Here is a 24,055-nt window from a genome sequence, read left to right on the forward strand (position 1 = left end):
TCCCAATCGCCTTAGCTCAGCTTAATTTTCGCTCCTTGCACTGCATAATTCGGCACTGCATCGATGTGCCATCCATGGCTTAGCGATGCATTCGCAACATCCTGTTGCTCAACCTCATTCTGCAGTACACCGCTCAACGCTGTGATGCGGCAATAAAGCCGCTGCGGCGCAGCTCTCACGGTGAAGTAATCGTCTGACAGTGAGGTTTTTTTGCCGACTTGGTGACGCCGAGTGAAGCAGTGATGAAGTAAAGCCGAAGGCAGGATGCCGCAGAGGCCAGCTAAGCCATGGATGGCGCATCTGGCCGTTGCTGCAACGTAATGCGGCGAGAACGAGGGGCTGTCGTCACCTCGGAGGCGCTCGGGATTGCAAAGGGACGAAGTTCCTTGCCCGCCGCCGGGCGGCCCCGGCAATGACCATTACCAACAGCTGGTCATACAAAATCAGCTCAACAACTAATTGGTACACAGCCTAGAGCTAGGACTTGCCTTGGCTATACGCTTGGCGCTTGCGCGTCACGCTTGGCTTTTTCTGCCAATTTCAGCAGCACCCGCGATGCGGCCACAAACCCAAAGGTGCCGGTGACCGGCGTAACCGCGCCAAACCCAGTGGCGCAATCCATCGCTTTGGGCCCTTCGGCATCGGCTTTGGTCAAGCACACCTGGCCATCGCTGCTGGGGTAGCGCAGCGGCTCATCGGAAAACACACACTCAACCGAGAATTTACGCTTAGGGTTTTTCGAGAAGTTGTATTCACGGCGCAAATTGTTGCGCACCTTGGCCGCCAACGGATCTTGATAGGTCTTGGCCAGATCCGCCACCTGCACTCGAGTGGGATCCAACTGGCCGCCAGCCCCGCCGACGGTCACAATCTTAATCTTGTTGCGTTTGCAGTGGGCGATCAGCGCGGTTTTGGCGCGCACCGAATCAATGCAATCCACCAGATAATCCAAGCGGTTATCAATCAGCTCGTGCAGATTATCCAGATCCACAAACTCCTCGACCTCGTTCACTACGATGTCGGGGTTAATGGCGCGCATCCGCGCGGCCATGACCGCCACTTTAGACTGACCAACGGTACTGGAGAGGGCGTGAATTTGGCGGTTGGTGTTGGTGGTGCAGATGTCATCCAGATCAATCAGCGTGATCTGACCGATGCCCGAACGCGCCAGTGCCTCGGCGGCCCAAGTGCCCACCCCGCCGATCCCCACTACGCAAACGTGGGCGTTGGCAAAACACTGCAGCGCTTGGGCGCCATACAGTCGGCCAATGCCGCCAAAGCGTTGTAGATAGAGATCGTTCATAGTTAGGGTGCTCGCCGTCGGCTAAAAATCGAGGCGGGAGTATAGCAAACCGCAGTCGGCGGTTGCTATTACCGAGCGATCCCCAGCAGCACGCGCACCCGCCCCAGCCAAGTGCAATTATCGCAGCTGCAGGCGCGACGGTTAAGGTGGGCGGCGGTCAGTTGGGCTTCCACGTAATCCATCGCTTTGGTCAGCTCGCGGCGAATGTCGTCGTCGGCTTTTTTATCCAACGAGATCAATTCATCGTTATGGTTTAGCCACTTACACTCCATGCCCTGATGGCAGTAGGTGCAATCTTCATCAACCGGATTGTAAAACACCGCGTGCTTACAAAAGCGCACATCCATATTGTCGCGCATTTTGCGGCGTGGATACGCCAGCAACTCGGCCAGCTCACCGCGTTCGAGCTGCTGAATTGGGGATTGTGTGGTCATACTGAGTACCTTCTTGCCCGCTAAGGCATGATGTCTGGCTCTGTCTGTTTGTTGGCCTTAGTCTGGCACAGCTTCCATCCGCCCTATCAGTACCAAATGTTATCAGTGTGGCGCAGATCACATTCGCCTAACTTCAGCCACAAAGGGTATGCTGCCAACAGTTTGATCAACTCGACGCAGGAAGGGATCCCCGTGCCGTTCAACAAACCGCTACAACATTTTTACATCCCTGAAGAACAAAGCATTTATCTGCTGCGTCAAAATGACGCACAAAAACTGCGCCAATGGCAGTCGCTGTGCCAGCAGCAATTACGCCGCTTGGGCTACCAGCAGGTGCACTTTATTGGCAAAGGGGTGTTTGGCTTTGTGTTTGCTGGCCAAGCCCGCGGCCGCGAGCAGGTGTTTAAGTTCAGTCGCCGCACCTTGCCGCAGCGGCTGCAAGACCGATTAGAAGATGAAGCGCAGATCCTCGCCCTGCTGGATCACCCCAATATTCCCGGCCTAACCCAATTTGTTCGCGCCTCGGGGCAGCCAATCATGCAGATGGATCGCGCCCCTGGTCGCGAGCTGGCACAACTAGGGCAAAAGGTGGGGCCGTTGCCACTGACGTGGCTGATGGTGATCGCCCAGCAACTGGCGCAGATCCTGCTGTACCTACGCCAGTTGCCGCAGCCGGTGGTGCACGGCGACATCAAACCCTCCAACCTGCTGTTTGATCCCAGCAACCGCCATTTGTCGCTGGTGGATTGGGGCTCGGCGGTGTTGGCGCAGCAAGACGCCGACGGCAACGCGCTGGGCTCGCAGCTTGGCCTGTATGAAGGCGAGCAAGGCTCGAACGCACGCATGGGCGACGTCTACTTTATTGGCCCGGATCAACTGGCTGGGCAGCCGTCGTCACCGCGTTTTGATGAACAAGGGGTCGCCGCCACCTTGTACGCGCTGGCGTCTGGCCAGTGCAGCCGCTTTGGCAGCCAACTGCAACCGGCCGCCAGCCTCGGCTTGCCCAAGCCGCTGGCCACAATTTTGGACGGCATGCTCAGTGATCAGCCCGAGACCCGCAAACTGGCGGGGGAGCACTTTCTGCGCACCATGGCCGCCAGCACCCATTGGCACCTGATCCCGCCGCCAGACAAAGCGCCGCTGTGCTTGCTGCCGCTGTGGATCCACGCCCAAGGCAAAGGGATCGATACCGTGGTGTACAGCTCACGCAAATCGTTTCTGTTAGCCAACCAGCAAGCGCCGCAACAGCACCACCGCGATGATATTCAGCTCGCGCACTACTACCGTGATTTCTTGCAAGGGATGGGCGACAACGAAAAGGCGTTTGTGGTGGCGGTAAGTCAATTGGGCCAATACCCACTGCTCGGCGGTTTGGCGCTGCATTGGAGTGAACATGGCGTGGCGATTGATTGCAGCTTAAATTTACAGGATCCCACCCTAACCAAGCCGTTTGGGCAGGTGGTGAATAACGTGGTGCGGTTGGCCCAAGCCGTGCGCCCACCGCAAAGTGGGGCGGTGTTTAAAGCCTGTTTCTTTGATGCCCGCGATACCCTGCACTTTGATCGCAGCAACGCCGAACAGCCCTTTAGCGTGCCGGAGCAGATAAGCCTGCCGTTTGAAGTCGGCGAGGCACCGCCAGAGCAAAGCAGCCGCTTACACTCTTACTTTGAAGATGGCCGCGATCCCGATGAAACCCTCAGCCTGCCCGCCAGCATCATGAGCGAACTGGGGCGGCTGAACTTAATCCACCACACCGGCTGCATCATCTTCGAAGTGCTCGAGGATCACCTGAAGATCCACTCCTGTTTGCGGCTGCTGGATCCCAGCCGTCACGCCGCCTTTAGTGCCTGTTTGGCGCGGATCTTGGCGGCGGTTGATCAGATCGATCAATGTGGGATCGCTGGGTTTATGAAGCTGCCCTACAAAAACACTCGCCAATTTAAGCGGATTGAGCAGCTGCCGCCCCACTATTATCCCAAGGATCCGCGGGTGTTTTTAACCGGCTCAACCGTGGCATCCACGCGGTAACTCGGCGCTGAGCCCGGCACTCGTGCTGTTAACCCGCGCAGCAACAACAAGCCGCCTTGACGTGACGGTACAAAGGCGGCTTGTGGCTTATGGCTTGCGGTTGGCCACAGTGGTTCGCCGCTGCTGCTTCCGTTGCTGGCCGTTAAATCGGCGAGCCCGGCGGCAACGGCAGTGGCTTGTGGATCAACACCACGTTTTCATCTTCTAACCCAGCCAATGCCGCTTGCCCCAATTGGCTTAGCTGTGCCGATAACGGTACTCCGGCACGGCGGGCACGACGCTGCAGTTTTTCTGCGTCTTGCTGCAGGCGCAGCCTCAGTGTGGCGGCCACCTCTGGGCTAAGATCGGCGTGGCGGTACAGCTTCAGGTAGTGATCGATCAGCACCGTGCGTAACCGCGCTTGTTGAGCCCCCTCTTGCCCATCGCGATGATCATCGTGCAGCACTTGTTCGGACAGCTGTTGCAGCAACTCGGTTGCCCCCAGTTGCTCGCCATCAAGCCAACGCTGTTCGGCTAAGCGGTTCAACCGCTGTGGGTTCAGCAGCTGCTGCAACACCACCTGCGCGCCCACTTCAGCCAACCCTTGCAGATCCGGCACCGCGCCCTGACGCCCACTGAAATATTCGCGATTGGCATCGCTGCCATAGTTGGCCGGTAACCACTGTTGCCACAGCGCTTCCGGCACGGTCAGCTGCTCTGGCTGCAACGCGGCCAACAGCGCCGTTAACGCCGCTTGCTGCCACTCGGGGGCGGCGTGACTGCGGCGGCCACTGAGGTAATCGTACTCAACCCCACCCAGCACCTTCGCCACCGCAGCCACCTGATAACGGTGCAACAGGTACAGCGGCACCATCAGCTCGGTCAGTTCGCTGGGGGGTTGCCCCGGCAACAACGCCTGTGGCCCTAGCTGCCCCAGCGCTAACTGGCGGATCTGCAACAGCTGCTCTAAGCGCGCCACCGGATCGGTGCCGTTATCCCACAGGCTGGCTTGCGGCTGGGCGGCCTCTGCCCCGCGGGCGTCGGGATCGCTGATGAACACCAGCCCTCGCTGTTGCGCTTCGGCCACCAGTTCGGCAAAGGATTGTTCGCTGTAGCCAAAGCGAATGGCAAATTTATCCCATTCGCTCACGCCATGTTGATAGCTGTCGGCCAAGGTGATCTGGCCATCGCGCAGGCCAATATTGGGGTGGGGATAATCCATCACCGATTTATCGCCACTGGCCGAGGCGGCAAAGTTATGCGCCAAGCCGAGGGTATGGCCTATTTCGTGGGCGGCCAGCTGCTTTAAGCGCGCCAAGGCCAGTTGCTGCGACAGGTTGAGTGCCGCACTGCGATCGGCCCAGCCAGCGCTTAGGGCGCGGAAAATTTTGGCGTCTTGCCGCACCCGCAACGAACCAAGGCTGACATGGCCTTTGATGATCTCGCCACTGCGGGGATCGATCAGGGCATCGCCATAAGACCAACCTCGAGTCGAGCGGTGCACCCAGTGGATGATGTTCAGCTGAATGTCTTGCGGATCGGCGCCGTCTGGCAGCAACTCCACCCGAAATGCGTCTTCAAAACCGGCGGCGGCGAAGGCTTGTGTCCACCAGTTGCCGCCTTCCAATAAGGCGCTGCGGTAGGGCTCTGGGGTGGCGTTATCAAGGTAATAGACAATGGGCTTCACCACCGGTGACGACAGCGCACTCGGATCGGTTTTCTGCAAGCGGTGTTTTGGCAGCAGTCGTTGCGCCATGGGGCGATTCAGTGGCTGGGTGTAATCCAGGTGGCTAATGGGAAAGTAACCGGACTGAGGGTGAAATCGCCTTGGGCTCATTGGCTCGTCCGGTAAGGCCACCAGCGAATAACGCAGCCGCACACTGACATGATTTGGATCCGCCGCAACCGCTTGCACCTGCGGCCCCGGTTTGGGGCTAGAGAACGTCAGCTGCACGTCCACATCGCTATTGCGTTCAAAGCTTTTGGCGCTGTTGCTGAGCAGCAACGAACGGGCGCTGTCGAGCGTGAAACTGCCCTGCTTCGCTTGGCTTAAGCGAGTGCTAATGCCGTGGCCATCGCTTAACACCAACGCGCTGTAATCCACTTGGTTGTTGTCGATGGTGCCGATCCACAGCACCGCATCGGCAAAGGCGGTGCGGATCGCCTCTTGTTCGGCGGCGTTACTGCTGCTGCCACGAAACTGGGTATTGAGCTGGCGCAGTAACAGGCGATCGCCATGGCGCTCAAACTGCACCAGTTTGCGCGCGCCAAGCTGGCCTCGATCCAAGCCAATGTCGTTGGCGCCAACGCCGTGAGGTAAGGCGCTCACCCACAACATCGGCTGCTGTAATGGCGGCAATGGCCCTTGCAGCTTGCCGCTGTTATCCACCTGCCACGGCAGCAGTGGTGCCGCCGCCAACGCCGTTGAAAACAACAGCGTGGCTGCGATTAGCATCCGTGCCAACATACTAAAATCCTTATATTTGTGCGTACTTTTAAGCCAGCTTACGCCGCCACTGCCAGAGCGGCAATGGCAACGTTAAGACTTCACGGCTGGCTCGGGTTCCAAGCGCTTCATGCGGCACAAATGGATGCTCACGCCGCAGGCGATGGCCACCAACAACAGCTTCACTGGCAACAGCGGCACGAGGTAGATGCCAATCGAGATGCTGAGCCACAGGCTGACTAAGGTGGTGAGCAGTTGCCGTTTGGTTAAGCCGCGGCGTTCCAAGTAGTTACGCAGCACTGGCCCCAACAAACGGTTGTTGAACAACCACTGCTGGCAGCGCTCGGAGGTGCGGGAGAAACAGAAGGTGGCCAACAGCAGAAATGGCACCGTTGGGATCAGCGGCAAAAACAGGCCAATGGTGCCGCACACCACCGCCAGCCAGCCCAGTGCCAGCAACAGATAACGCATGGGCCCTTGAATTGGCTGCATCAGGCGCTGTGCCCCTTGTTTTTGTTTAACCAGGTGCTGATGGTTTCAAACAGCTGCGGCAACACAATGGGTTTGGTGATGTGATCGTTCATGCCCGCCGCCAAGCTCTTTTCACTGTCGCCGGCCATGGCGTGGGCGGTCATCGCAACGATGGGCAGATCCGGGTGGGTTTTGCGGATCAGCTTGGTGGCTTGCAGGCCATCCATCACTGGCATCTGAATGTCCATCAGCACCAGATCAAACGGCGGTTGCTGCTGCACCATGTCCAACGCTTCTTGGCCGTTTACCGCCAAGCTCACTTGGTAGCCAGCACTCTTCAGCAATTCAATCGCCACCTGTTGGTTAATCAGGTTGTCCTCGACCAACAGAATGTGGTGGCCACCGCGATGTTCGTTGTGGCTTGCCTGCGGTTCTGGCTCGGCGGCATCGGCAAACTGCGCCGCAAAGGCGTTCAGCACCGCATCTTGCAGCGCGGCCTCTTTAAACGGTTTTTGCAGCAGCGCCTGCACCCGCCCCTCTTTCACCTGTTGCTGCACCGATTGGCCACTGTAGGCGGTCATCATTAGGATCTGCGGTTGCAGCTCTAAGTCACCGTTGTTGTACAGCTGATGCAGTTTGTCGGCCACTTGCAGGCCATCCATCTGCGGCATCATCCAATCCAGTAACACCAGCTGTGGTTGATGGCGCTGGGCCTGTCGCAATGCATCTTCGCCATTTTCAGCGGTTTCCACGTTGAAGCCGAGATCGCGCAAGTAGGTGGCGTAGATCTGCAACGCACTGTGGTTATCGTCAACCACCAACGCGGTTAAGCCTTTCAGCTGGCTAGGCAAGGCGCGCCCAGGCAGCTGCGGCGCTTCCACCTGCAGTGCATCAATGGTGAAGCTAAAGGTGGTGCCTTCGCCCACCGCGCTGACGACTTCGATGTCGCCGCCCATCATCGCCACCAAGTGTTTGCAGATCGACAGCCCCAAACCGCTGCCGCCGTACTGCCGCGTTGTCGAGCCATCGGCCTGACTGAAGGCATCAAACAACCGTTGCTGCTGAGTTTGCGTGATGCCGATGCCGGTGTCGCGCACCCAGAATTTCAGGCTCACGCGGCCATCGCTTTCGGTGATGTCTTCGCACCCCAGTTCCACTTCCCCTTGCTGGGTAAATTTCACGGCATTGGACAGCAGATTCACCAGCACCTGCCCCAGCCGCAGTGAATCGCCCATGATGTGCAATCCGGTGCTGATTGGGGCGTACAGCAGCAGTTCAATGCCCTTTTCTTGCGCTTTGATGGCGTTGATAGAGAGCGCATGATCCAGCACTTTTTCCAGCGAGAATTCCCGCTGCTCAAGTTCGAGCTTACCCGCTTCAATTTTCGAGAAATCGAGAATGTCGTTGATGATCCGCAGCAGCGAACCCGCGCTTAACTTGGCTTTTTCTAGGTAATCCTGTTGGCGGTCGTCGACCTGAGTACGCAGGGTCAGTTCCAACATCCCCAATACCGCGTTCATCGGCGTGCGAATTTCGTGGGACATGTTGGCCAAGAATTCACTTTTGGTGCGGTTGGCCAGCTCAGCATCTTGCTTGGCTTCCAGCAGGGTTACTTCGTTCTCTTTCTGCTGGGTGATGTCTTTGTTGGTGCCAAGCAAACGCAGCGGCTCGCCCAGATCGTCAAACTCGACCGCTCGGCCACGGGAGTGGATCCAGTGGTATTCACCGCCCTTGCCACGCAGCCGGTATTCAACGCTAAAGGCCTGCTCTGGGAAGTCGAGGTATTCGTCGATGTAACGCTCAACCCGCTGGCAATCGTCGCTGTGCATCAGGCTATAAAAGGTTTCCACCAGCAGGGGGAACTCATCCGCTTGATAGCCCAACATGGTGTAATAGGCTGGGTTGCAGATCAGCTGATTGGAATCGAGATACCAATCCCACATGCCATCTTCTACGGCATCCATTGCCAGATGGTAACGCTGCTCAGAACGGCGTAACTGCTCTTGTTGTTCGGCATCGCGGGTGATGTCGCGCCATACCGAAATCAACCCCAGCAGTTCGCCACGGCGGTTGTAGAACGGCAAGCGCAGCGCATCCAACAGCAGCATTTTGCCATCGATGGCCACCCGTTCTTGGTAGCGATCCGGCGCTCGCTTTTCCAGTAACAGCAGATCATCTTGGGCTTGGCGTGCCGCCCGTGGCGATGGGTCAATTTCCGTTACCGCGCAGCCGATGATCTCCGATTCACTCTGGCCCAGCATCCGTTCGGCGGCTTTGTTGCAGCCAAGATAACGGCCCGAGGTGTCTTTAAACACGATCGCTTCGGGAATGGCGTCAATCAAGCTGCGCATTAATGAGAAGTCCCGTTCACGCTGCTCGTTGGCTAAGCGTAAGCGTTCGGTGCGTTTGGCCACCAACTTATCCAAGCGCCGATTCTGCTCAGCCAGGTAGTGGGTGTATTGCTGATTCTCTTCAAAGGTGCGCGAGATCAGCTCAAACCACGCTTCCCAGCCGGGTTGCACCCGCCGTGGCGGTTGCTGTGGTTTTTCGGCGCTGCGCTCGAGGTGAGTCAGCAGCCGCGCGGCGGGGCTAACAAAAGCACGGCGCGTTAAATAGTGCACCGCGGTAACCAACACCGACAAGGCGATGATCACCGTAATAAAGGTGGATTCCAGTTGGCCGATGGCGGGCTCGACCAGCTCAGCTTCGGGCTGCAGGAACAGCAGTCGCCACGGCGCCACTTCCATCGACATCGAGCGCAGGTAATATTCGTTGCTGATGCGGCCATCGGGGCTGTTCATCAACTCGCTCACCGGCACACTGTTGAGCTCCGGAGGCAGCTTTTGGCTTAGCTGATAGGTTCGCACCACCGGCTCGGTGTGCATCTGTGGGTAGGTCAGCAAGTTGTTGTCGTCATCCAGCAATAAGACGGTGCCATCAACTTCAAAGTAACGATCGATCTGGTTGGCCAGGGTTGAGAGTTCGATGTCTAAAAACAGGGCACCAAGGAACTGATCCTCAAGATAAACCGGCATCCCCAACGTGGTGATCAACTGGCCACTGCCATCGCGTCGAACTTCGCTCCAAAACAAATCTCGTTCGGGATTTTGCGCCGGTTGCGCCAGCTTAAATAGCGGCGAATTCAAAATGCTGCGGTTGAAGTTGTCCTGCCCCTGTGGCCACGGATAGACCGACATCATCCGCTGCGCCGAAATGTAATAGATCTGCGACGCTTTTGAGGCCATCTGCGACGCCACCGGAAAGGTCAGCGACATCTGATGCAGCATATCCAGCTCGAAATAGAACTCGGGATCGCGCCCCGACAGCTTACCTTGGCCCGAGATCCGGCCAATGCTGTTGCTCATATCAAGGCTGTCGAAGGATTCCAACGCAAAGTATTCGCCATCGCTGCCAAAGCGCGCCAGATCCGGGAACGGGCTCACCCGCGTCATCCGCGCCATGGTGAGATGATTCACCGCAAAATTGTTCAGCGACTGCAGCGTACGCACACTGGTTTCCAGCAGCATATCAACCTGATGGGCGTGCTGAGTGATGCGGCCATACTTGGCGGCCATCAGTTGCTGTTTCTTGTTGTCGTAATCTAAACCGGCGGTAACCAAGGCCAGCAGTACTACCCCAAGATAGGTGTAGAACACCGCTTTGTTATATCGACGGAGAATGGGCAATTTCACAGGCTAAACAAGGCAAATAGTGTTGGTTTACCGCAGTGTATCAGATGGATTGTGGAAGACGTTACCCAAGCGATGTGGTTGCTGCTTTGGCTCGGTGGCGGATCCAATGGGCTGCCGTTGGGATGCATAAGGGCGTAGCCGTGAGCCGCGGCGGTTTACCTGACTCATCAACCAGCCGATCCCCGACAGCAACCGGCGTGCACGTTGTTGGGTAAGCGTAAGAACCGCTCGTCAATCGGATCAGAACAGCAGCACACCGCGCCATCCCATCAGTTGTGGGTTAGCGAAACACCCATTCGCTCACTTGAAGATTGAATCAAGCTCTTTCCCCACCACATTTCGCCTGATGATGCCCGCTTGAGTGGCCTTATTAATAAGGTGGGTTCGGTTTCTGGCGCCGAACTTCTTCTTCATGGTGTCACTATGGTAAAGCACCCCAGGCTCAGACAGGTTCATTGTTGCAGCAATCACCTCAGTTGATTCCCCTTCCGCCAACAGACTCAACACTTCATCACCTTTGGTGCTAATTCGTTTTTGGTTCACCCATGGGGTTAACCTGTCTGAAAACGTCAGCAACAGCTGTTCTTGAGCTTGTGCTTAGGAAAGTGATCCGCAGCAGAAATTGGCCAAGTAACGCAGGAGCAGTATCACGCACATTTATCATGGTTATTGCTGCGAATGGTTTTACCCAAGCAGCGCAAGCGCTCGTGGAGCGCTGAGTTAATCTTGAAAAGGAGACGCGTAAACGCGCAGCAATTTGTCGTTAACCCCACAGTGATCCGTTTCTGTGGGTGACTGATGACTGATGACTGATGACTGATGACTGATGACTGATGACTGATGACCATGACGAGGGCTCTAATATCACCGGCAATAAGATTGATCTTATTGATGCGCCCTCTTAAAGGGAAAAGCTAAAGAGAAACGAGCTCACACGAACGGTTAACTAGATATTTCCACTCTGAATTAACCCGTTCAAAACAATGCTCAGGAACAGTTTAAAATAACCCCTTCCTGAGCAGAGCATCGGTTTGCCTACAGGTTTTCTTCCGCAAACGAAGCCAAACGGGAACGCACCACTCCATCAAGGTAGATATTGGCGCTGCCTTCAAACGTTTTAAAGCGCTCAACCAAATAGGTCAGTCCCGAGGTGACGGCGGTTAAGTAGTCGGAATCGATTTGCGCTAAGTTGCCACTGCACACCAACTTGCTGCCCTCGCCCATGCGGGTGATCAGCGTTTTCAGCTGCGATGGCGTTAAGTTTTGGCACTCATCCAACAACACGAAACTGTTTTGGATCGAACGGCCGCGCATGAAGTTCACCGACTTAAACTGGATGTTGGCCTTATCCATAATGTATTGCAGGCTGCCCGATGGGCTTTCATCGTGCTTGTGCAGCACTTCAAGCGTATCGGTCACCGCCGCCAGCCACGGCATCATTTTTTCCTCTTCGGTGCCCGGCAAGAAGCCAATCGATTCGGCAATTTCGGGGGTATTGCGGGTAACGATAACTCGGTCGTAACGGTGCTGCTCTACCACTTGTTCTAATGCGGCGGCCAGTGCCAACAGAGTTTTCCCCGATCCCGCCGGCCCCGTTAGGATCACCACATCAATGCTGGGATCCAGCAGCGCCTGCAAGGCCATGCCTTGGTAGATGTTTTTTGGGGTAATGCCCCAAGCGCGGTAATGCATCAGCCGTTCGCGGCCAAAATCACGCAAGGTAACGTGCTGCTTATCAATGGCCATCACTTGGCCGCAGAACTCCTCGCCGTCATCCAGCAGATATTGATTCAGGTACAGTGCTTCTTCCCCCAGCTGATCCAGCGCAATGCGGTGCTCGGCAAACTGCCCCTGCTGACGGGTCTCTACCTGCTGCACTGATTGCCAAAAATCCCCTTGCAACTGGATAAACCCTTTGGCCAGATAGCGAATGTCGTCCACCAGTTGGTCGCTGCGGTAATCCTCTACCTGCGCCAACCCAGCCCCTTTGGCCTTAATCCGCATGTTGATGTCTTTGGTTACCAGCACCACCGGCCGTGGTTGCCGCTGCTGTTGCAGATACAAGGCGCTATTGATGATGAGGTTGTCGTTATTGCTGGCCGGCAGCACGGGGGCCGTGCCCAAATCGACCTGGTGATCGGCAAAAATCAGCAATTTACCGCGGGGAATGTCGTGTTCGGTGGTGGCCAGTGGCACCCCCGCCAACAGCTGTTCCGGGGTGGCCGCACCAACGCAATCTTCTAAGGTACGGATGGCAATACGGGCATCCCGGGCCACGTCTCTTTTGCGATCTTTTATCTGGTCGAGCTCTTCCAGAACGGTCATCGGAACCACCACATCGTGCTCGTCAAACGAGTAGATGGCGAGGGGTTCGTGCAACAACACATTGGTATCCAGAACAAACAGCTTTTTCTCAGACTGAACCATGGCGCCTCCGCTATGCTTTATACCCATATTCGTCACGACAGCTATCTGGCAAAGGCGGTTCTAGAGCGCCTCTCGAAGCGCATTTCGAACGCCCATCGCAATTTCAACATGCCAGAACGATTAGCCTTTGACCACATAAAATAAGCAGATGATTGCATGGTAAAATTTGGGTAAGATACGCGCCTTTTTTGCCCCTGCAATTTGCTCATCAGGAGTTCCCCCGTCTATGTCCTTTGCTTTAGGTCAACGCTGGATCAGCGACACCGAATCTGATCTGGGCCTCGGCACCGTTGTTGCCATCGAGGGTCGCATGGTCACCGTGCTGTTTCCGGCCACCGGCGATAACCGCCTGTTCTCTATTTTAGAAGCTCCCCTCACTCGGGTGGTGTTTAACCAAGGCGATGAGATCACCAGCCACGAAGGCTGGAAGATGACGGTCGATACCATTGAAGAGAAGGATCAGCTGATCTGTTACCACGGCAGCCGCGTTGACGACGGCGCAGCCGTAAGCCTGCGCGAAACCATGCTGGACCATCAGATCCGCTTTAATAAGCCGCAAGATCGCCTGTTTGCCGGTCAGATCGATCGAATGGAACACTTTGTTACCCGCTACTTATGTCAGCAGCAGCGCCACGCCATGCAGCAAAACAGCTTGCGGGCACTGCAAGGGCCACGAGCGGGGCTGATCCCGCACCAGCTCTACATCGCCAACGAAGTGGGCCAGCGTCACGCGCCACGGGTATTACTGGCCGATGAAGTGGGCTTGGGTAAAACCATTGAAGCGGGCCACATCCTGCATCAGCAACTGCTCAGCGGCCGCGCTGAACGGGTGCTGATCTTGGTGCCAGAGAACCTGCAACACCAATGGCTGGTAGAGATGTTGCGCCGCTTCAACCTGCGCTTTTCACTGTTTGATGAAGAGCGTTGCATCGAATCCTTGGCCGACAGCGATAACCCGTTTGATACCGAACAACTGATCATCTGCTCGCTGGATCTGCTGCGCCGCAAGAAGCGGTTTGAGCAAGCGCTCGACGCCAGCTGGGATCTGCTGATTGTCGATGAAGCCCACCACCTAGAATGGAGCGAAGACAAACCCAGCCGCGCCTACCAAGTGGTGGAATCCTTAGCCGAAGAGGTGCCTGGGGTACTGCTGCTCACCGCCACCCCAGATCAGCTCGGCCACCAGAGTCACTTTGCCCGTCTGCGCCTGCTCGATCCGGATCGCTTCTACGATTACGACGCCTTCCTGGCCGAGGAGCAAGCCTACCAGCAGGTGGCCGATGCCGCGGAATCGCTGCTTGAGCAACGCCCAGTCAGCGCCGAGGAAGCCAACAGCTTAACCGCTTTGCTGCCAGAGCAAGATCTCAGCAGCGCCTTAGCCGCCATCGCCAGCGGCGATGAAGCCGCCCGCGATAAACTGCTGCGGGATCTGCTGGATCGCCACGGCACCGGCCGGGTGTTGTTCCGTAACACCCGCGCAGGGGTTTCCGGCTTTACCGCCCGCCAGCTCAACCGCCATGAAGTGGCGCTGCCCGCCCAGTACGCCACCGCCGTTAAGGTGTCGAACATGTTTGGCGGCGCCAACACCACCGAACAACAGGTGATCAACAACCTCTACCCAGAAAAACTGTACCAGCAGTTTGAAGGGGATAAAGGCAACGCCTCGTGGTGGCAGTTTGATACCCGCGTAAACTGGCTGCTGGAGTTCTTAAAAGCCAACCGCTCGAAGAAGGTGCTGGTGATCGCCTCACAAGCGGCCACGGCGCTGCAGCTGGAAGAAGCCCTGCGTACCCGTGAAGGCATTCAAGCAGGGGTGTTCCACGAAGGCATGTCGATTTTAGAACGCGACAAAACCGCCGCCTACTTCGCCCAAAGCGAAGGTGGCGCACAGGTGATGATCTGTTCTGAGATCGGCTCTGAAGGCCGTAACTTCCAGTTCGCCCACAACTTGGTGATGTTCGATCTGCCGCAAAACCCCGATCTGCTCGAGCAGCGCATCGGTCGTTTGGATCGCATCGGTCAGAACCACGATGTGCAGATCCACGTGCCTTACATCACCGACAGCGCCCAGCAACACCTGCTGGAGTGGTTTGATCGCGGCATGGACGCGTTTGAACACAACTGCCAAGGCGGCCACCTGATCTACAACGAGTTCAGCGAGCAACTGGTTGAAGTGCTGTCGGGCAAAACCGAACAGCTTGAAGCGTTGATCAACGCCACTTCCGCCCGTGCCGCCGAGCACAAAGCGGCACTGGAAGCCGGCCGCGATCGCCTGCTGGAGATCAACTCCAACGGCGGCAAGCAAGCCGACGCTTTGGTGCAACAACTTGAGCAGGCCGACGACGACACCGACTTCATCAGCTTTATGCTGAAGCTGTGGGATGTGATCGGGGTGCATCAGGACGACCGCGGTGAAAACGCCGTTGTCTTGCGCCCAACCGAACACATGCTGTTCCCAAGTTACCCCGGCTTGCCGGACGATGGCTGTTCCATCACCTTCGACCGCGATACCGCCCTATCCCGCGACGATTTCCAGTTCATCACCTCAGCGCACCCGATGGTGGCGGCCGGCATCGACTTGGTCACCAGCAGCGAAACCGGCTGTACTGGCGTTTCGCTGCTGAAGAACAAAGCCCTGCCCGCCGGCACCTTGTTCCTAGAGATGATCTACGTTGCTGAAGCGATCGCACCGGCCGAAGCGCAGCTGGGCCGATTCCTGCCGCCAACGCCAATCCGCATGTTGATGGACAAAACCGGTAAGGATCTGGGGCAGAACATCGACTTCCACAGCTTCAACCGCCAATTGGTGCCCATCAACCGTCACACCGGCTCGAAGTTAGTGTCGGCGTCGCAATCGGTGCTGCACCCGCTGATCGCCGCCGCTGAAGCCCAAGTGGCCGAGCAGCTCGCCGCGTTGGTCAGCGGCGCGGAACAAAAAGCGGAGCAAGAGTTAGGCGGCGAGCTCGAACGCCTGCAGGCGCTTAAAGCGGTTAACCCGAACATTCGTGATGCCGAGCTGGATGCCCTGCGTGAACAGATGAACATGGTTAAAGCCCACTTGGCGCGCGCGCAAATTCAACTGGATGCCATCCGCTTGATTGTGGTGACCCCAGAGTAACCACCCGCACTGTGCAAAAAGGCGCTCAATTGAGCGCCTTTTTTGTGTCTACTCAATGAGTTAATCGCAACACCCTACGGGCAATCACTGACACACCATGCAGTCGGTGACGATTGTGAGCTGTGACCGTTGTTGCCACGGTTGTCACGGTTGTGGCGACAACTCAGACAAGGACGACACCAATGAAATATACAGTAACCGCACTGTTCGCTGCCGCTTTGCTTAGCGCAGCGACTACACTCAGCAGAGCTTGGTCGGTGTGGCTCTAGAAGAAGATGACTATCAAGTTACCGGTCGCTCTGTCCTGCCCAATCAGATCCATCTTGGTGCTCACTTCAGTCAGTTTGATCCCGGCCCAGCTGAGCTCAGCAGCTATGGCGTTGAACTGGGTTATTTCCTCTCTGAGCAGGCACAAGCGGCGCTGTACTACAACGAATTTGATTTCAACCGCTACGGCGTGCGTGACCAACACTGCCTGCCGCTAAACCACGTCCACGGCGTCGACTTTCGGGCTTAATACGAAGGCGGTGACGGCGAAGACTTGCTTGGCGCGTGTGCCGATCTGTACCTCCTGTCGCAGTGGAGTATCGGGGCGAGCGACTGTCATAGCGGTGGTGACGGCGACTTCAATATGCAAACAACCTACTGGCTGCAGTTGACCACCCGCGCGGCGGTGGAAATCAGTGTCGCCAGTGCCGATGATTTTAATGACGCGATTTACAACATTAACTGCAACTGTCGCTTCTAAGCCGACGGTGTGCTGGCGCTTCGCGCTGGCACTGCAGCAACTAATTCCCTCCCGAGTTGGCTCTGCCCTTGCACCTCTGTATCTAAGCGCCTAAAATCGCGGCGAAATCCAATTTTAGGAGGCCGATATGGACCCCATTCCCAGTCCCAGGTGGGATGAGATAACCGAACCGTGCAACAATTACCTTCGGTAAGCAGAGTCCATATCTGATAGGGATCGCCTCCCTGCTGCTCTGCTTCCGACCTTCGGAGGTGGACCATGCAAAAAGCGCAACTTTTTGCCACCCTTAGCGAACTACTCGCTGCCAGTGATAAGCGCGCCATTCGCGCGGAACTGGAACACATGCACGCGGCCGACTTTGCTTTGGCCGTGGACGAATTTGATGCAACCGGCGCGGCCACGCTGCTGGATCTGCTGTCGCTGCCGGATCACGCCGAGGTGTTTGCCTACCTCGATCCGCAAAAGCAGGCAGACATCGCTGAATCAATGCCCCGCAACGAACTGGCGGCGCTGTTCTCGCAGATGGAATCCGACGAACGGGCGGATCTGTTTAATCAACTCTCCAAACAGCAACAACAAGCGCTGCTGCCGGGCCTAGCCCAGGCAGAGCGGGAAGATGTGCGTAAACTGGCGTCCTACCCGGAAAAAACCGCTGGGGCGATGATGAGCTCGGATTACGCGACCTTGCGCAGCCACTGGCCGATCCGCAAAGCGTTGCAGCGTTTACGCTTGGAAGCCCCAGACAAAGAGACCATCTACCAAACCTACGTGATCGACGGCGACCGCCAACTGGTGGGCACCATCTCGTTACGGGAACTGATCCTCTCTAATCCTGAACGGCTGGTGGCCGACATCATGCTGACCGACGTGCTGTTTGTGCGGGTGGATGAAGACCAAGAAGACGTATCCGACAAAATTCGCCACTACGATCTGTTGGCGCTGCCGGTGCTGGACAGCAACGACCGACTGGTGGGGATCTGTACCTACGATGACGCCATGGATGCGGTGGTTGAAGAAGCCACCGAAGATGCGCAGAAGTCCGCTTCGGTCGCCGCCTTGGACTCCACCATGGATAAGGTCGGCAAGTGGGAGCTGTACCGTAAACGCATCGGCTGGCTGATTTTATTGGTGTTCGGCTCGTTGCTCAGCGGCGCGGGCATTGCCCATTACGAGCAAGTGATTGCCGCCAATGTCGCGCTGGTGTTCTTTATGCCGCTGCTGGTGGGCTCTGGCGGTAATGCCGGCTCGCAGGCCGCCGCCCTAATGGTGCGGGCGCTGGCCACCGGCGAAGTGGAACTGAAAGATTGGCTTGGGGTGCTCGGGCGGGAAGTGCTGGTGGCTGGGGGCTTAGGCTTAACCATGGGCGCGGTAGTCGCGGGCTTAGGCTGGTTCCGGGGCGGCCCTGAGATCGCCTTGGTGGTGACCATGGCGATGATCTGCGTGGTGATGGCCGGTTCGTTGATTGGCTTATCGCTGCCGTTTTTGCTGTCGCGGGTGAACCTGGATCCCGCCACCGCCTCGGGCCCACTGGTTACCACCATTGTCGATGCCACGGGCATGGTGATCTACTTAGGCTTTGCCAGTACCGTACTGGGGTTGTCGATGCCATAGGGCATCCCCCTATCGAGTCACGCCGCTATGGCGCCCACACAAAAACGCCGCGATGAGTGCTCATCGCGGCGTTTTTCGTTGGCTTAGGGCTTAGGGCTTAGGGCTTAGGGCTTAGGCGCCAAGCTTAACCAGCGGCAGCGCCATCACGCTACGCTGATCCACATCCACCTCGCCAATGGTCACTTTGATGGTGTCCGCCACGCTCAGCTGCAGCTGGTCGTCAAAGCTGGCTTGGGCGGCATCGCCGTTGATCTGCAAGCGCGCTTTATCAACGCTCAGATGGCTGGCAGGGATAAACGCTACGGCGCCATTCTCTTCCAGTTTCACCCGCACGCCGCCGCGATTGATGTCGATGATCTTGCCGCTGAATTCGGTGCTAGAACCGGATTCTGCCTTCAGGTAACGGGCGTAAAGCCAATCGCCTACGTGGCGTTCGCACATGCGGTGCAATTTACGCATCTTCGCCAGCTGCTCGAGCAGAGGCTCATCCACCTGCTGCTGTGGCTCCGCTTGGGTGATCGCCGCCTTCAGTAAGCGGTGATTGACCATGTCGCTGTACTTACGAATTGGCGAGGTCCAGGTGGCGTAGCCCTCTAAGCCCATGCCAAAGTGTGGTTTCGGCGTGCCCGCCACCTCAGCAAAGGCCTGCAGCTTGCGTACCCGTGCATCCAAGTAACCGGTGTCTTGCTTATCCAGTACTCGGCGCAAGGCGCAGTAACCGCCCATGGTCAGCAGCTGTTCGGCGTCAAAGCTCAGGTGATGCTGCTGCAGCAGTTCCACCACTTGACCAATGCGCTCTGGATCCAAGCCCGCGTGGGCGTTAAATACCCCTTGGCCCACGGTCGCCGCCAACCGTTCAGCGCAAGCGGCGTTAGCAACAATCATGCACTCTTCCACAATGCGGTTGGCGGTGCGGCGCTGATCCACGTGAATGTTCAGCACGTTGCCGTTGTCGTCCACTTCAAAGCGGTAATCCGGCTGATCGGGGAACACCAGCGCATTTTGCTTGCGCCAGTTGCTGCGGGCGTTCGCCAACAGGTGCAGCTGCTGCACTTGCTCTGCAATCACCGGATTGGCTGGCTGCCATGCGGCCTCGACGCCGTCTAAGTGATCCGACACTTTGTCGTAGGCCAACTTGCCCTGCGACCGAATGCTCGCCAGGAAAAATTCAGCACCGCTTTGCAGCTCACCTGCAGCGCTAACTTGAATGTGGGCACACAGCGCCGGGCGATCTTCGCCTTCCACCAAGGAACACAGCTCATCGGCCAGCTGGCGCGGCAACATCGGCACGTTATAACCCGGCAGGTATTGGGTTAAACAGCGTTTAAAGGCTTCTTGATCGACCGCATCGCCCGGTTGGATGTAGGCGGTTGGATCGGCAATGGCCACGGTTAAGCGCCAGCCATTGTCCTGCGGTTCAATGTACAGCGCGTCATCCATGTCTTTGGTGGACTCGGCATCGATGGTCACAAACGGCAACGCGGTCAGATCTTGTCGTGGCGCCTCGTCCAGCTGCCAGTTGGCCGGATCTTGCGGTTCCACCTTGGCCAAATCGTGCTTCGCCAAGATCACCCACCATGGCACGTGCGGATCGTCATTGGCGGCCACAAAGTCGCTGATCTCCGCTTGGAAGCTTTGATCGTCTGGGCGCAGCGGGTGGCGCTTTAAGTGCGCCACCACGTAATCGCCCTCTTTCAGGGACTTTTCATCAATGTGCTTTTTGCAGCGCCCCCGCATGCCCGCGCGCATCATTGGGTGATCTGGCACCACGTTTAAGCGCCCTTTAAACCACTGAACGCGGCCGATAAAGCGGCTTAATCCGGCTTCCAGTAACTGTTCTGGCTCGGCAGAGGTTTTGTCGCCATCGGTACGTAATACCGCGGTAACGCGATCGCCATGAAGCACTTTTTTCATCAATGGCGGCGGCACAAAATGGCTTTCGCCCTTGTCGGTTTCGATAAAGCCAAAGCCTTTGGCGGTGGCTTTGATCTGCCCTTCTACCGTGGGCAGGGTTTCGCGGATCTGCGCTTTTAATTGCTGCAGTAGCGGATTGTCTTGAAACATCGAAGGGATCTCGTGGTTGTGCTGACTAAAATTGGCCTTCTGGCCAAGGCCAGAAAAGCGGCAATTGTACGGGATAGCGGTGAGCGGCGCCAATGGCCCCGCCCCCGTTTGACCGTAAGGGTGAATTAAGACGGCAGTAATGCTGGCTTACTTCAAGTTAACTTCCGGCGATGACAAACCGATGACCCATCAGTTCACTCGATTCTGGCACCGATCCGCCAGAAAGGCGCGCACATTGGCCACCGCAATCGCCAACAGATTTTGCCGTGCTTCCAGTGTCGCCCAAGCGTTATGCGGGGTAATGCTGCAATTGGGGGCGGTTAACAGTGGGTTATCGGCGCTCGGCGGTTCGGTCGACAACACATCCAGTCCGGCGGCGGCAATCACCCCATCTTGCAGTGCTTGCGCCAGATCGGCTTCATTAATTAAACCGCCACGGGCGGTGTTGATCAGCATTGCGCTCGGCTGCATGGTCGCCAGCAACCGCGCATCCACAAACTGGCTGTTGTGCTCGGTTTGCGGGCAGTGCAGACTGACCACATCCGCTTGGGCAAACAGCTGCGCTTGGGTTACCCAACGGTAACCCTCAGGCAGATCGTCACGGCGCTGACGGCTGGTGACCAACACCGGCATATTAAAGCCCCGCGCCATGCGGGCGGCGGCTTGGCCGATGGCGCCAAAGCCCACCACCCCAAAGGTTTTCCCCGCCAGCGCCATTAATGGCGCATTCCAAAAACAAAACTGTTCGCTGGCAAGCCACTGCCCTTGACGAACCGCTTGCTGATGCGGCCCCACTTGACTGGCAAAGTGCAGCAGATGGGCAATGGCCATCTGCGCCACCGATTCCGGCCCATAAGCGGGAATGTTGGTGACCACAATGCCACGCTGGGCGGCGGCAGCCACATCAACCACATTAACGCCGGTCGCCAACACGCCGATGTACTGCAGCCGTGGCAACTGCGCCAACAGCGCCGCATCCAACACCACTTTATTGGTGAGCACGACGGTGGCGTCTTGGGCTCTGGCCACCACCTCATCCGCACGGCTGTTGTCGTACACGGTCAATGATCCCAACTGCGCTAAGGGCGCCCAGCTTAAGTCGCCGGGATTCAAACTGTAGCCATCTAACACCACCAGGCTGGTCATGATCTGCTCCAAATTCAGAGGGACGGGTTAAACAATAAGGCCAGCGTTACAACGCTGGCCTTGAAAGATAAAAACACCACCACACTGGGGATTATTCGCCTTTTTGGGCGCGCACGTATTCCCAGGCGGCTTGGATCTGTTGGCTTTTCTCTTGCGCCACCTTGGCCATCTCTGGCGGCAACCCTTGGCTGGCCAGTTTGTCTGGGTGGTGCTGCGACATCAACTTACGGTAAGCGCGCTTAATGCTTCGCAATTCGTCTTGCTCGCTGACCCCAAGGATCTGACAGGCATCGGCCATGTTCATCCCCGCCTGCTGACCGTGTTGGCCGCCTTTGTGGCGCGCCAACATCTGTTCCAGTTGCGCTCGGTCAAAGCCCAGCTCAACGGCGATCATCTCCAGCAAACGCAGCTCTGCGGCTTGCACTTCCCCATCGGCCAAAGCCACTTGGATCTGGATCTCAACGAACATCATCGCCAGATCACGGCGAAAGCGCAGCGCCATATTGAGCTGTTTCAGCCGTTGCTGCAGCGGATAATCACTGGCTTTGCCGTCGCGAAAGGCCTGCTGCGCCATGGTGCGAACTTGACCACTGAGCCCCAGCTGATCCATCAATGCCGAGGCCAACGCGATGTCTTCTTTGGTGACCTGACCGGTGCTTTTTGCCATGTGTCCCATCACCGCAAAGGTGGTGTGGAAGAATGGATTCGGCCCACGGGAACGGCGTGCATCAATAAAACGGTGGCCCAAATACAGGCCAATTAACGCGCCAAACCACTTGCCCATCATAAAGCCGATACCGGCGCCGATAAGCTTACCCCAAATGCGCATTAAGCTGTTTCTCCAACTGTTGTAATCGTGCCACGGTGCCCACATCGCACCATGGTTCATCAATCAATTGGCCGCTAATGCGGCCACGGTTCATGTGCTGTTTTAGTAGCGGCCCCAAAGCGAAGCGACCGGGCTGACAAGCGGCAAACAGCTGCGGATCCAGCACCGCACAACCGCTGTAGGTGAATCGGTTTTCACCACGGGCGGCCACCACTCCAGCGTGCAGGGCAAAGTCGCCATTGGGATTGTGATCCGGATTGGGCACCAACAACAGGTGCGCCAATTGCCCCGCGGGCAGCGCTAAAGTGTGCCACGGGTAAGGGCAGTAGACATCCCCATTGAGCAACAAAAACGGCTCGGCTCCCAATAACGACAACGCCTTATGAATGCCGCCACCGGTTTCCAGCACTTGGCCGCGTTCGTCACTGTAGCGAATAGACAGCCCCCAGCGGCTGCCGTTCCCCAGAGTGGCCGCTAATTGCTCGCCTAAATGCCCCTGATTGATCACCACTTCGGTTATCCCCGCCGCGGCCAGGTTTTCCAAGTGATGCACAATCAGTGGCTTACCCTGCAATGGGATCAACGGCTTAGGGGTAGTGTCAGTCAACGGGCGCATCCGTTCGCCCCGTCCAGCGGCTAAGATCATCGCTTTCATGGCTGCGCCTGCGCTAAGCGTGGCTTGGCCTCGGCCGCTAACCAGTTGGCCAAGTCAAGGGTGTCTGGGTGGCGTTGCCCCACGCTGATCAGGTAATCCAACACCCGGGGCAGATCCGCCAGGTAGCCCGATTTGCCATCACGATGGTGCAAACGGGCAAAGATCCCCGCGGCCTTGAGATGACGTTGCATCCCCATCAGATCAAACCAGCGACCAAACTGCTCGGCCGAAACGTTGGGCGACAACAACTGCGCCTGCACCAACGCCGCTCGGTGCTCCGCCAGCAGCGGTTGCAGCTGCGCTTCGTCTAAGTGCAGGTAACAGTCTCGCAGCAGCGACACCGGATCGTAACTGATGGGGCCAATCACCGCACCTTGGTAGTCAATCAGCGCCAGCTCTTGTGCCACCACCATCAAGTTACGGCTGTGAAAATCCCGATGCACCGCAACTTGCGGCTGCGCTAACGCACTGGCGACTAAGGCATCGCAACTGGCTTGCCAGCATGCGGGCAGCGGCAATTTAAGGTGCGTTTGCAACAACCATTGCGGGAAGATCGTCAACTCGGTACGCAACATCTGGGCGCTGTAAGCGGGCAACGGCCCCTGCTCGGTCGCGCTCACCTGCGCCAAAGTTGGCAGCATCGCCAACGCCTGTCGGTACCACGATTGCGGCCGAGGCTCGATCAATCGTTGGTACAGGTGGGTGTCGCCCAGATCCGACAAACACAAAAAGCCCTGTTCCAGATCCTGCGCCAGCAACTGCGGTACCGGCAGCCCCGCCGCTGTCAGTGCCTGGGTCATGGCCACAAAGGGACGGCAATCCTCTTGCTGCGGCGGGGCATCCATGGCGATTTCGCTGCGGCCATTACGCTGGTAGCGAAAATAACGGCGAAAGCTGGCATCGGCAAAAATCGGCTGTGGCGGCGCGAACGATTGTTGCCAATTCTGCTCTAACCAACGGTGCAAACTTTGCGCTCTAAGGTCTGCCGTCATCCGGCCCCCTAACGTAGTAGAATCGTTAAAATTGCTTTATCATACCGGAGTTTTTGTGCTGACAAAGACGCCGGTGTGGAATTGTCAGCAAAACCTTCATAGGCTCAGTATT

16 protein-coding genes are annotated in these 24,055 nt (G+C 57.2%); 4 read left to right on the forward strand and 12 right to left on the reverse strand.

The annotated features are described in order from the left end of the window. Positions 1 to 493 precede the first annotated feature (493 nt). Both tcdA and Q0796_RS12225 read right to left on the reverse strand, forming a co-directional pair. Positions 494 to 1,303: a tRNA cyclic N6-threonylcarbamoyladenosine(37) synthase TcdA gene (gene tcdA, locus Q0796_RS12220; protein WP_298443571.1), complete on the reverse strand. Its 810-nt coding sequence runs from the start codon at positions 1,301 to 1,303 to the stop codon at positions 494 to 496. A 68-nt stretch (positions 1,304 to 1,371) separates the two neighbouring features. Continuing rightward, complete coding sequence (locus tag Q0796_RS12225; RefSeq protein ID WP_298443573.1) at positions 1,372 to 1,737, reverse strand: hypothetical protein; 366 nt, start codon at positions 1,735 to 1,737, stop codon at positions 1,372 to 1,374. Between the two features lie 192 nt (positions 1,738 to 1,929). Here Q0796_RS12225 and Q0796_RS12230 point away from each other — a divergent pair, with 192 nt between their 5' ends. Continuing rightward, positions 1,930 to 3,765: a protein kinase gene (locus Q0796_RS12230; protein WP_298443576.1), complete on the forward strand. Its 1,836-nt coding sequence runs from the start codon at positions 1,930 to 1,932 to the stop codon at positions 3,763 to 3,765. A gap of 142 nt (positions 3,766 to 3,907) precedes the next feature. Here the strand turns inward: Q0796_RS12230 and Q0796_RS12235 are convergent, their stop codons facing one another. The 5 genes from Q0796_RS12235 to Q0796_RS12255 form a co-directional block, all read right to left on the reverse strand. Further along, on the reverse strand, positions 3,908 to 6,211 hold the full coding sequence (locus Q0796_RS12235; RefSeq protein WP_298443579.1) for a zinc-dependent metalloprotease: 2,304 nt from the start codon (positions 6,209 to 6,211) through the stop codon (positions 3,908 to 3,910). A 72-nt stretch (positions 6,212 to 6,283) separates the two neighbouring features. Beyond that, positions 6,284 to 6,682: a YbaN family protein gene (locus Q0796_RS12240; RefSeq protein ID WP_298443581.1), complete on the reverse strand. Its 399-nt coding sequence runs from the start codon at positions 6,680 to 6,682 to the stop codon at positions 6,284 to 6,286. After that, positions 6,682 to 10,353: a response regulator gene (locus Q0796_RS12245; RefSeq protein WP_298443583.1), complete on the reverse strand. Its 3,672-nt coding sequence runs from the start codon at positions 10,351 to 10,353 to the stop codon at positions 6,682 to 6,684. The genes Q0796_RS12240 and Q0796_RS12245 overlap by 1 nt, the downstream gene beginning before the upstream one ends. A gap of 300 nt (positions 10,354 to 10,653) precedes the next feature. Next, the gene (locus Q0796_RS12250; RefSeq protein WP_298443586.1) at positions 10,654 to 10,896 is read right to left on the reverse strand and encodes a LuxR C-terminal-related transcriptional regulator; all 243 of its coding nucleotides are present in this window, start codon (positions 10,894 to 10,896) and stop codon (positions 10,654 to 10,656) included. A gap of 492 nt (positions 10,897 to 11,388) precedes the next feature. Continuing rightward, positions 11,389 to 12,780: a PhoH family protein gene (locus tag Q0796_RS12255; protein WP_298443589.1), complete on the reverse strand. Its 1,392-nt coding sequence runs from the start codon at positions 12,778 to 12,780 to the stop codon at positions 11,389 to 11,391. A gap of 226 nt (positions 12,781 to 13,006) precedes the next feature. Between Q0796_RS12255 and rapA the strand changes: the two genes are divergently transcribed. The 3 genes from rapA to mgtE all read left to right on the forward strand — a co-directional run bounded on the left by rapA (position 13,007) and on the right by mgtE (position 18,257). After that, positions 13,007 to 15,898, forward strand: coding sequence for an RNA polymerase-associated protein RapA (gene rapA, locus Q0796_RS12260; protein ID WP_298443592.1), 2,892 nt, complete (start codon positions 13,007 to 13,009; stop codon positions 15,896 to 15,898). Positions 15,899 to 16,157: 259 nt separating this feature from the next. Then, positions 16,158 to 16,415, forward strand: coding sequence for a hypothetical protein (locus tag Q0796_RS12265; RefSeq protein ID WP_298443595.1), 258 nt, complete (start codon positions 16,158 to 16,160; stop codon positions 16,413 to 16,415). A gap of 489 nt (positions 16,416 to 16,904) precedes the next feature. Beyond that, a complete protein-coding gene (mgtE, locus tag Q0796_RS12270; RefSeq protein ID WP_298443600.1) occupies positions 16,905 to 18,257 on the forward strand; it encodes a magnesium transporter in 1,353 nt (450 codons plus the stop codon). 111 nt (positions 18,258 to 18,368) lie between these two features. Here mgtE and Q0796_RS12275 read toward each other — a convergent pair whose 3' ends face one another. The 5 genes from Q0796_RS12275 to Q0796_RS12295 form a co-directional block, all read right to left on the reverse strand. Further along, positions 18,369 to 20,321, reverse strand: coding sequence for an exoribonuclease II (locus Q0796_RS12275; protein ID WP_298443603.1), 1,953 nt, complete (start codon positions 20,319 to 20,321; stop codon positions 18,369 to 18,371). A 189-nt stretch (positions 20,322 to 20,510) separates the two neighbouring features. After that, positions 20,511 to 21,467 (reverse strand): D-2-hydroxyacid dehydrogenase, encoded by a 957-nt coding sequence (locus tag Q0796_RS12280; protein ID WP_298443606.1) that lies wholly within the window; start codon positions 21,465 to 21,467, stop codon positions 20,511 to 20,513. Positions 21,468 to 21,558: 91 nt separating this feature from the next. Beyond that, positions 21,559 to 22,296, reverse strand: a complete 738-nt coding sequence (djlA, locus tag Q0796_RS12285) for a co-chaperone DjlA (RefSeq protein ID WP_298443609.1) — start codon at positions 22,294 to 22,296, stop codon at positions 21,559 to 21,561. Next, positions 22,280 to 22,951, reverse strand: coding sequence for an N-acetylmuramate alpha-1-phosphate uridylyltransferase MurU (gene murU / locus Q0796_RS12290; protein ID WP_298443612.1), 672 nt, complete (start codon positions 22,949 to 22,951; stop codon positions 22,280 to 22,282). The genes djlA and murU overlap by 17 nt, the downstream gene beginning before the upstream one ends. Further along, the gene (locus Q0796_RS12295) at positions 22,948 to 23,943 is read right to left on the reverse strand and encodes a phosphotransferase (protein WP_298443614.1); all 996 of its coding nucleotides are present in this window, start codon (positions 23,941 to 23,943) and stop codon (positions 22,948 to 22,950) included. The genes murU and Q0796_RS12295 overlap by 4 nt, the downstream gene beginning before the upstream one ends. Positions 23,944 to 24,055: the final 112 nt, after the last annotated feature.

The sequence above is a fragment of the uncultured Ferrimonas sp. genome, from assembly GCF_947489035.1.
Lineage (GTDB): Bacteria > Pseudomonadota > Gammaproteobacteria > Enterobacterales > Shewanellaceae > Ferrimonas.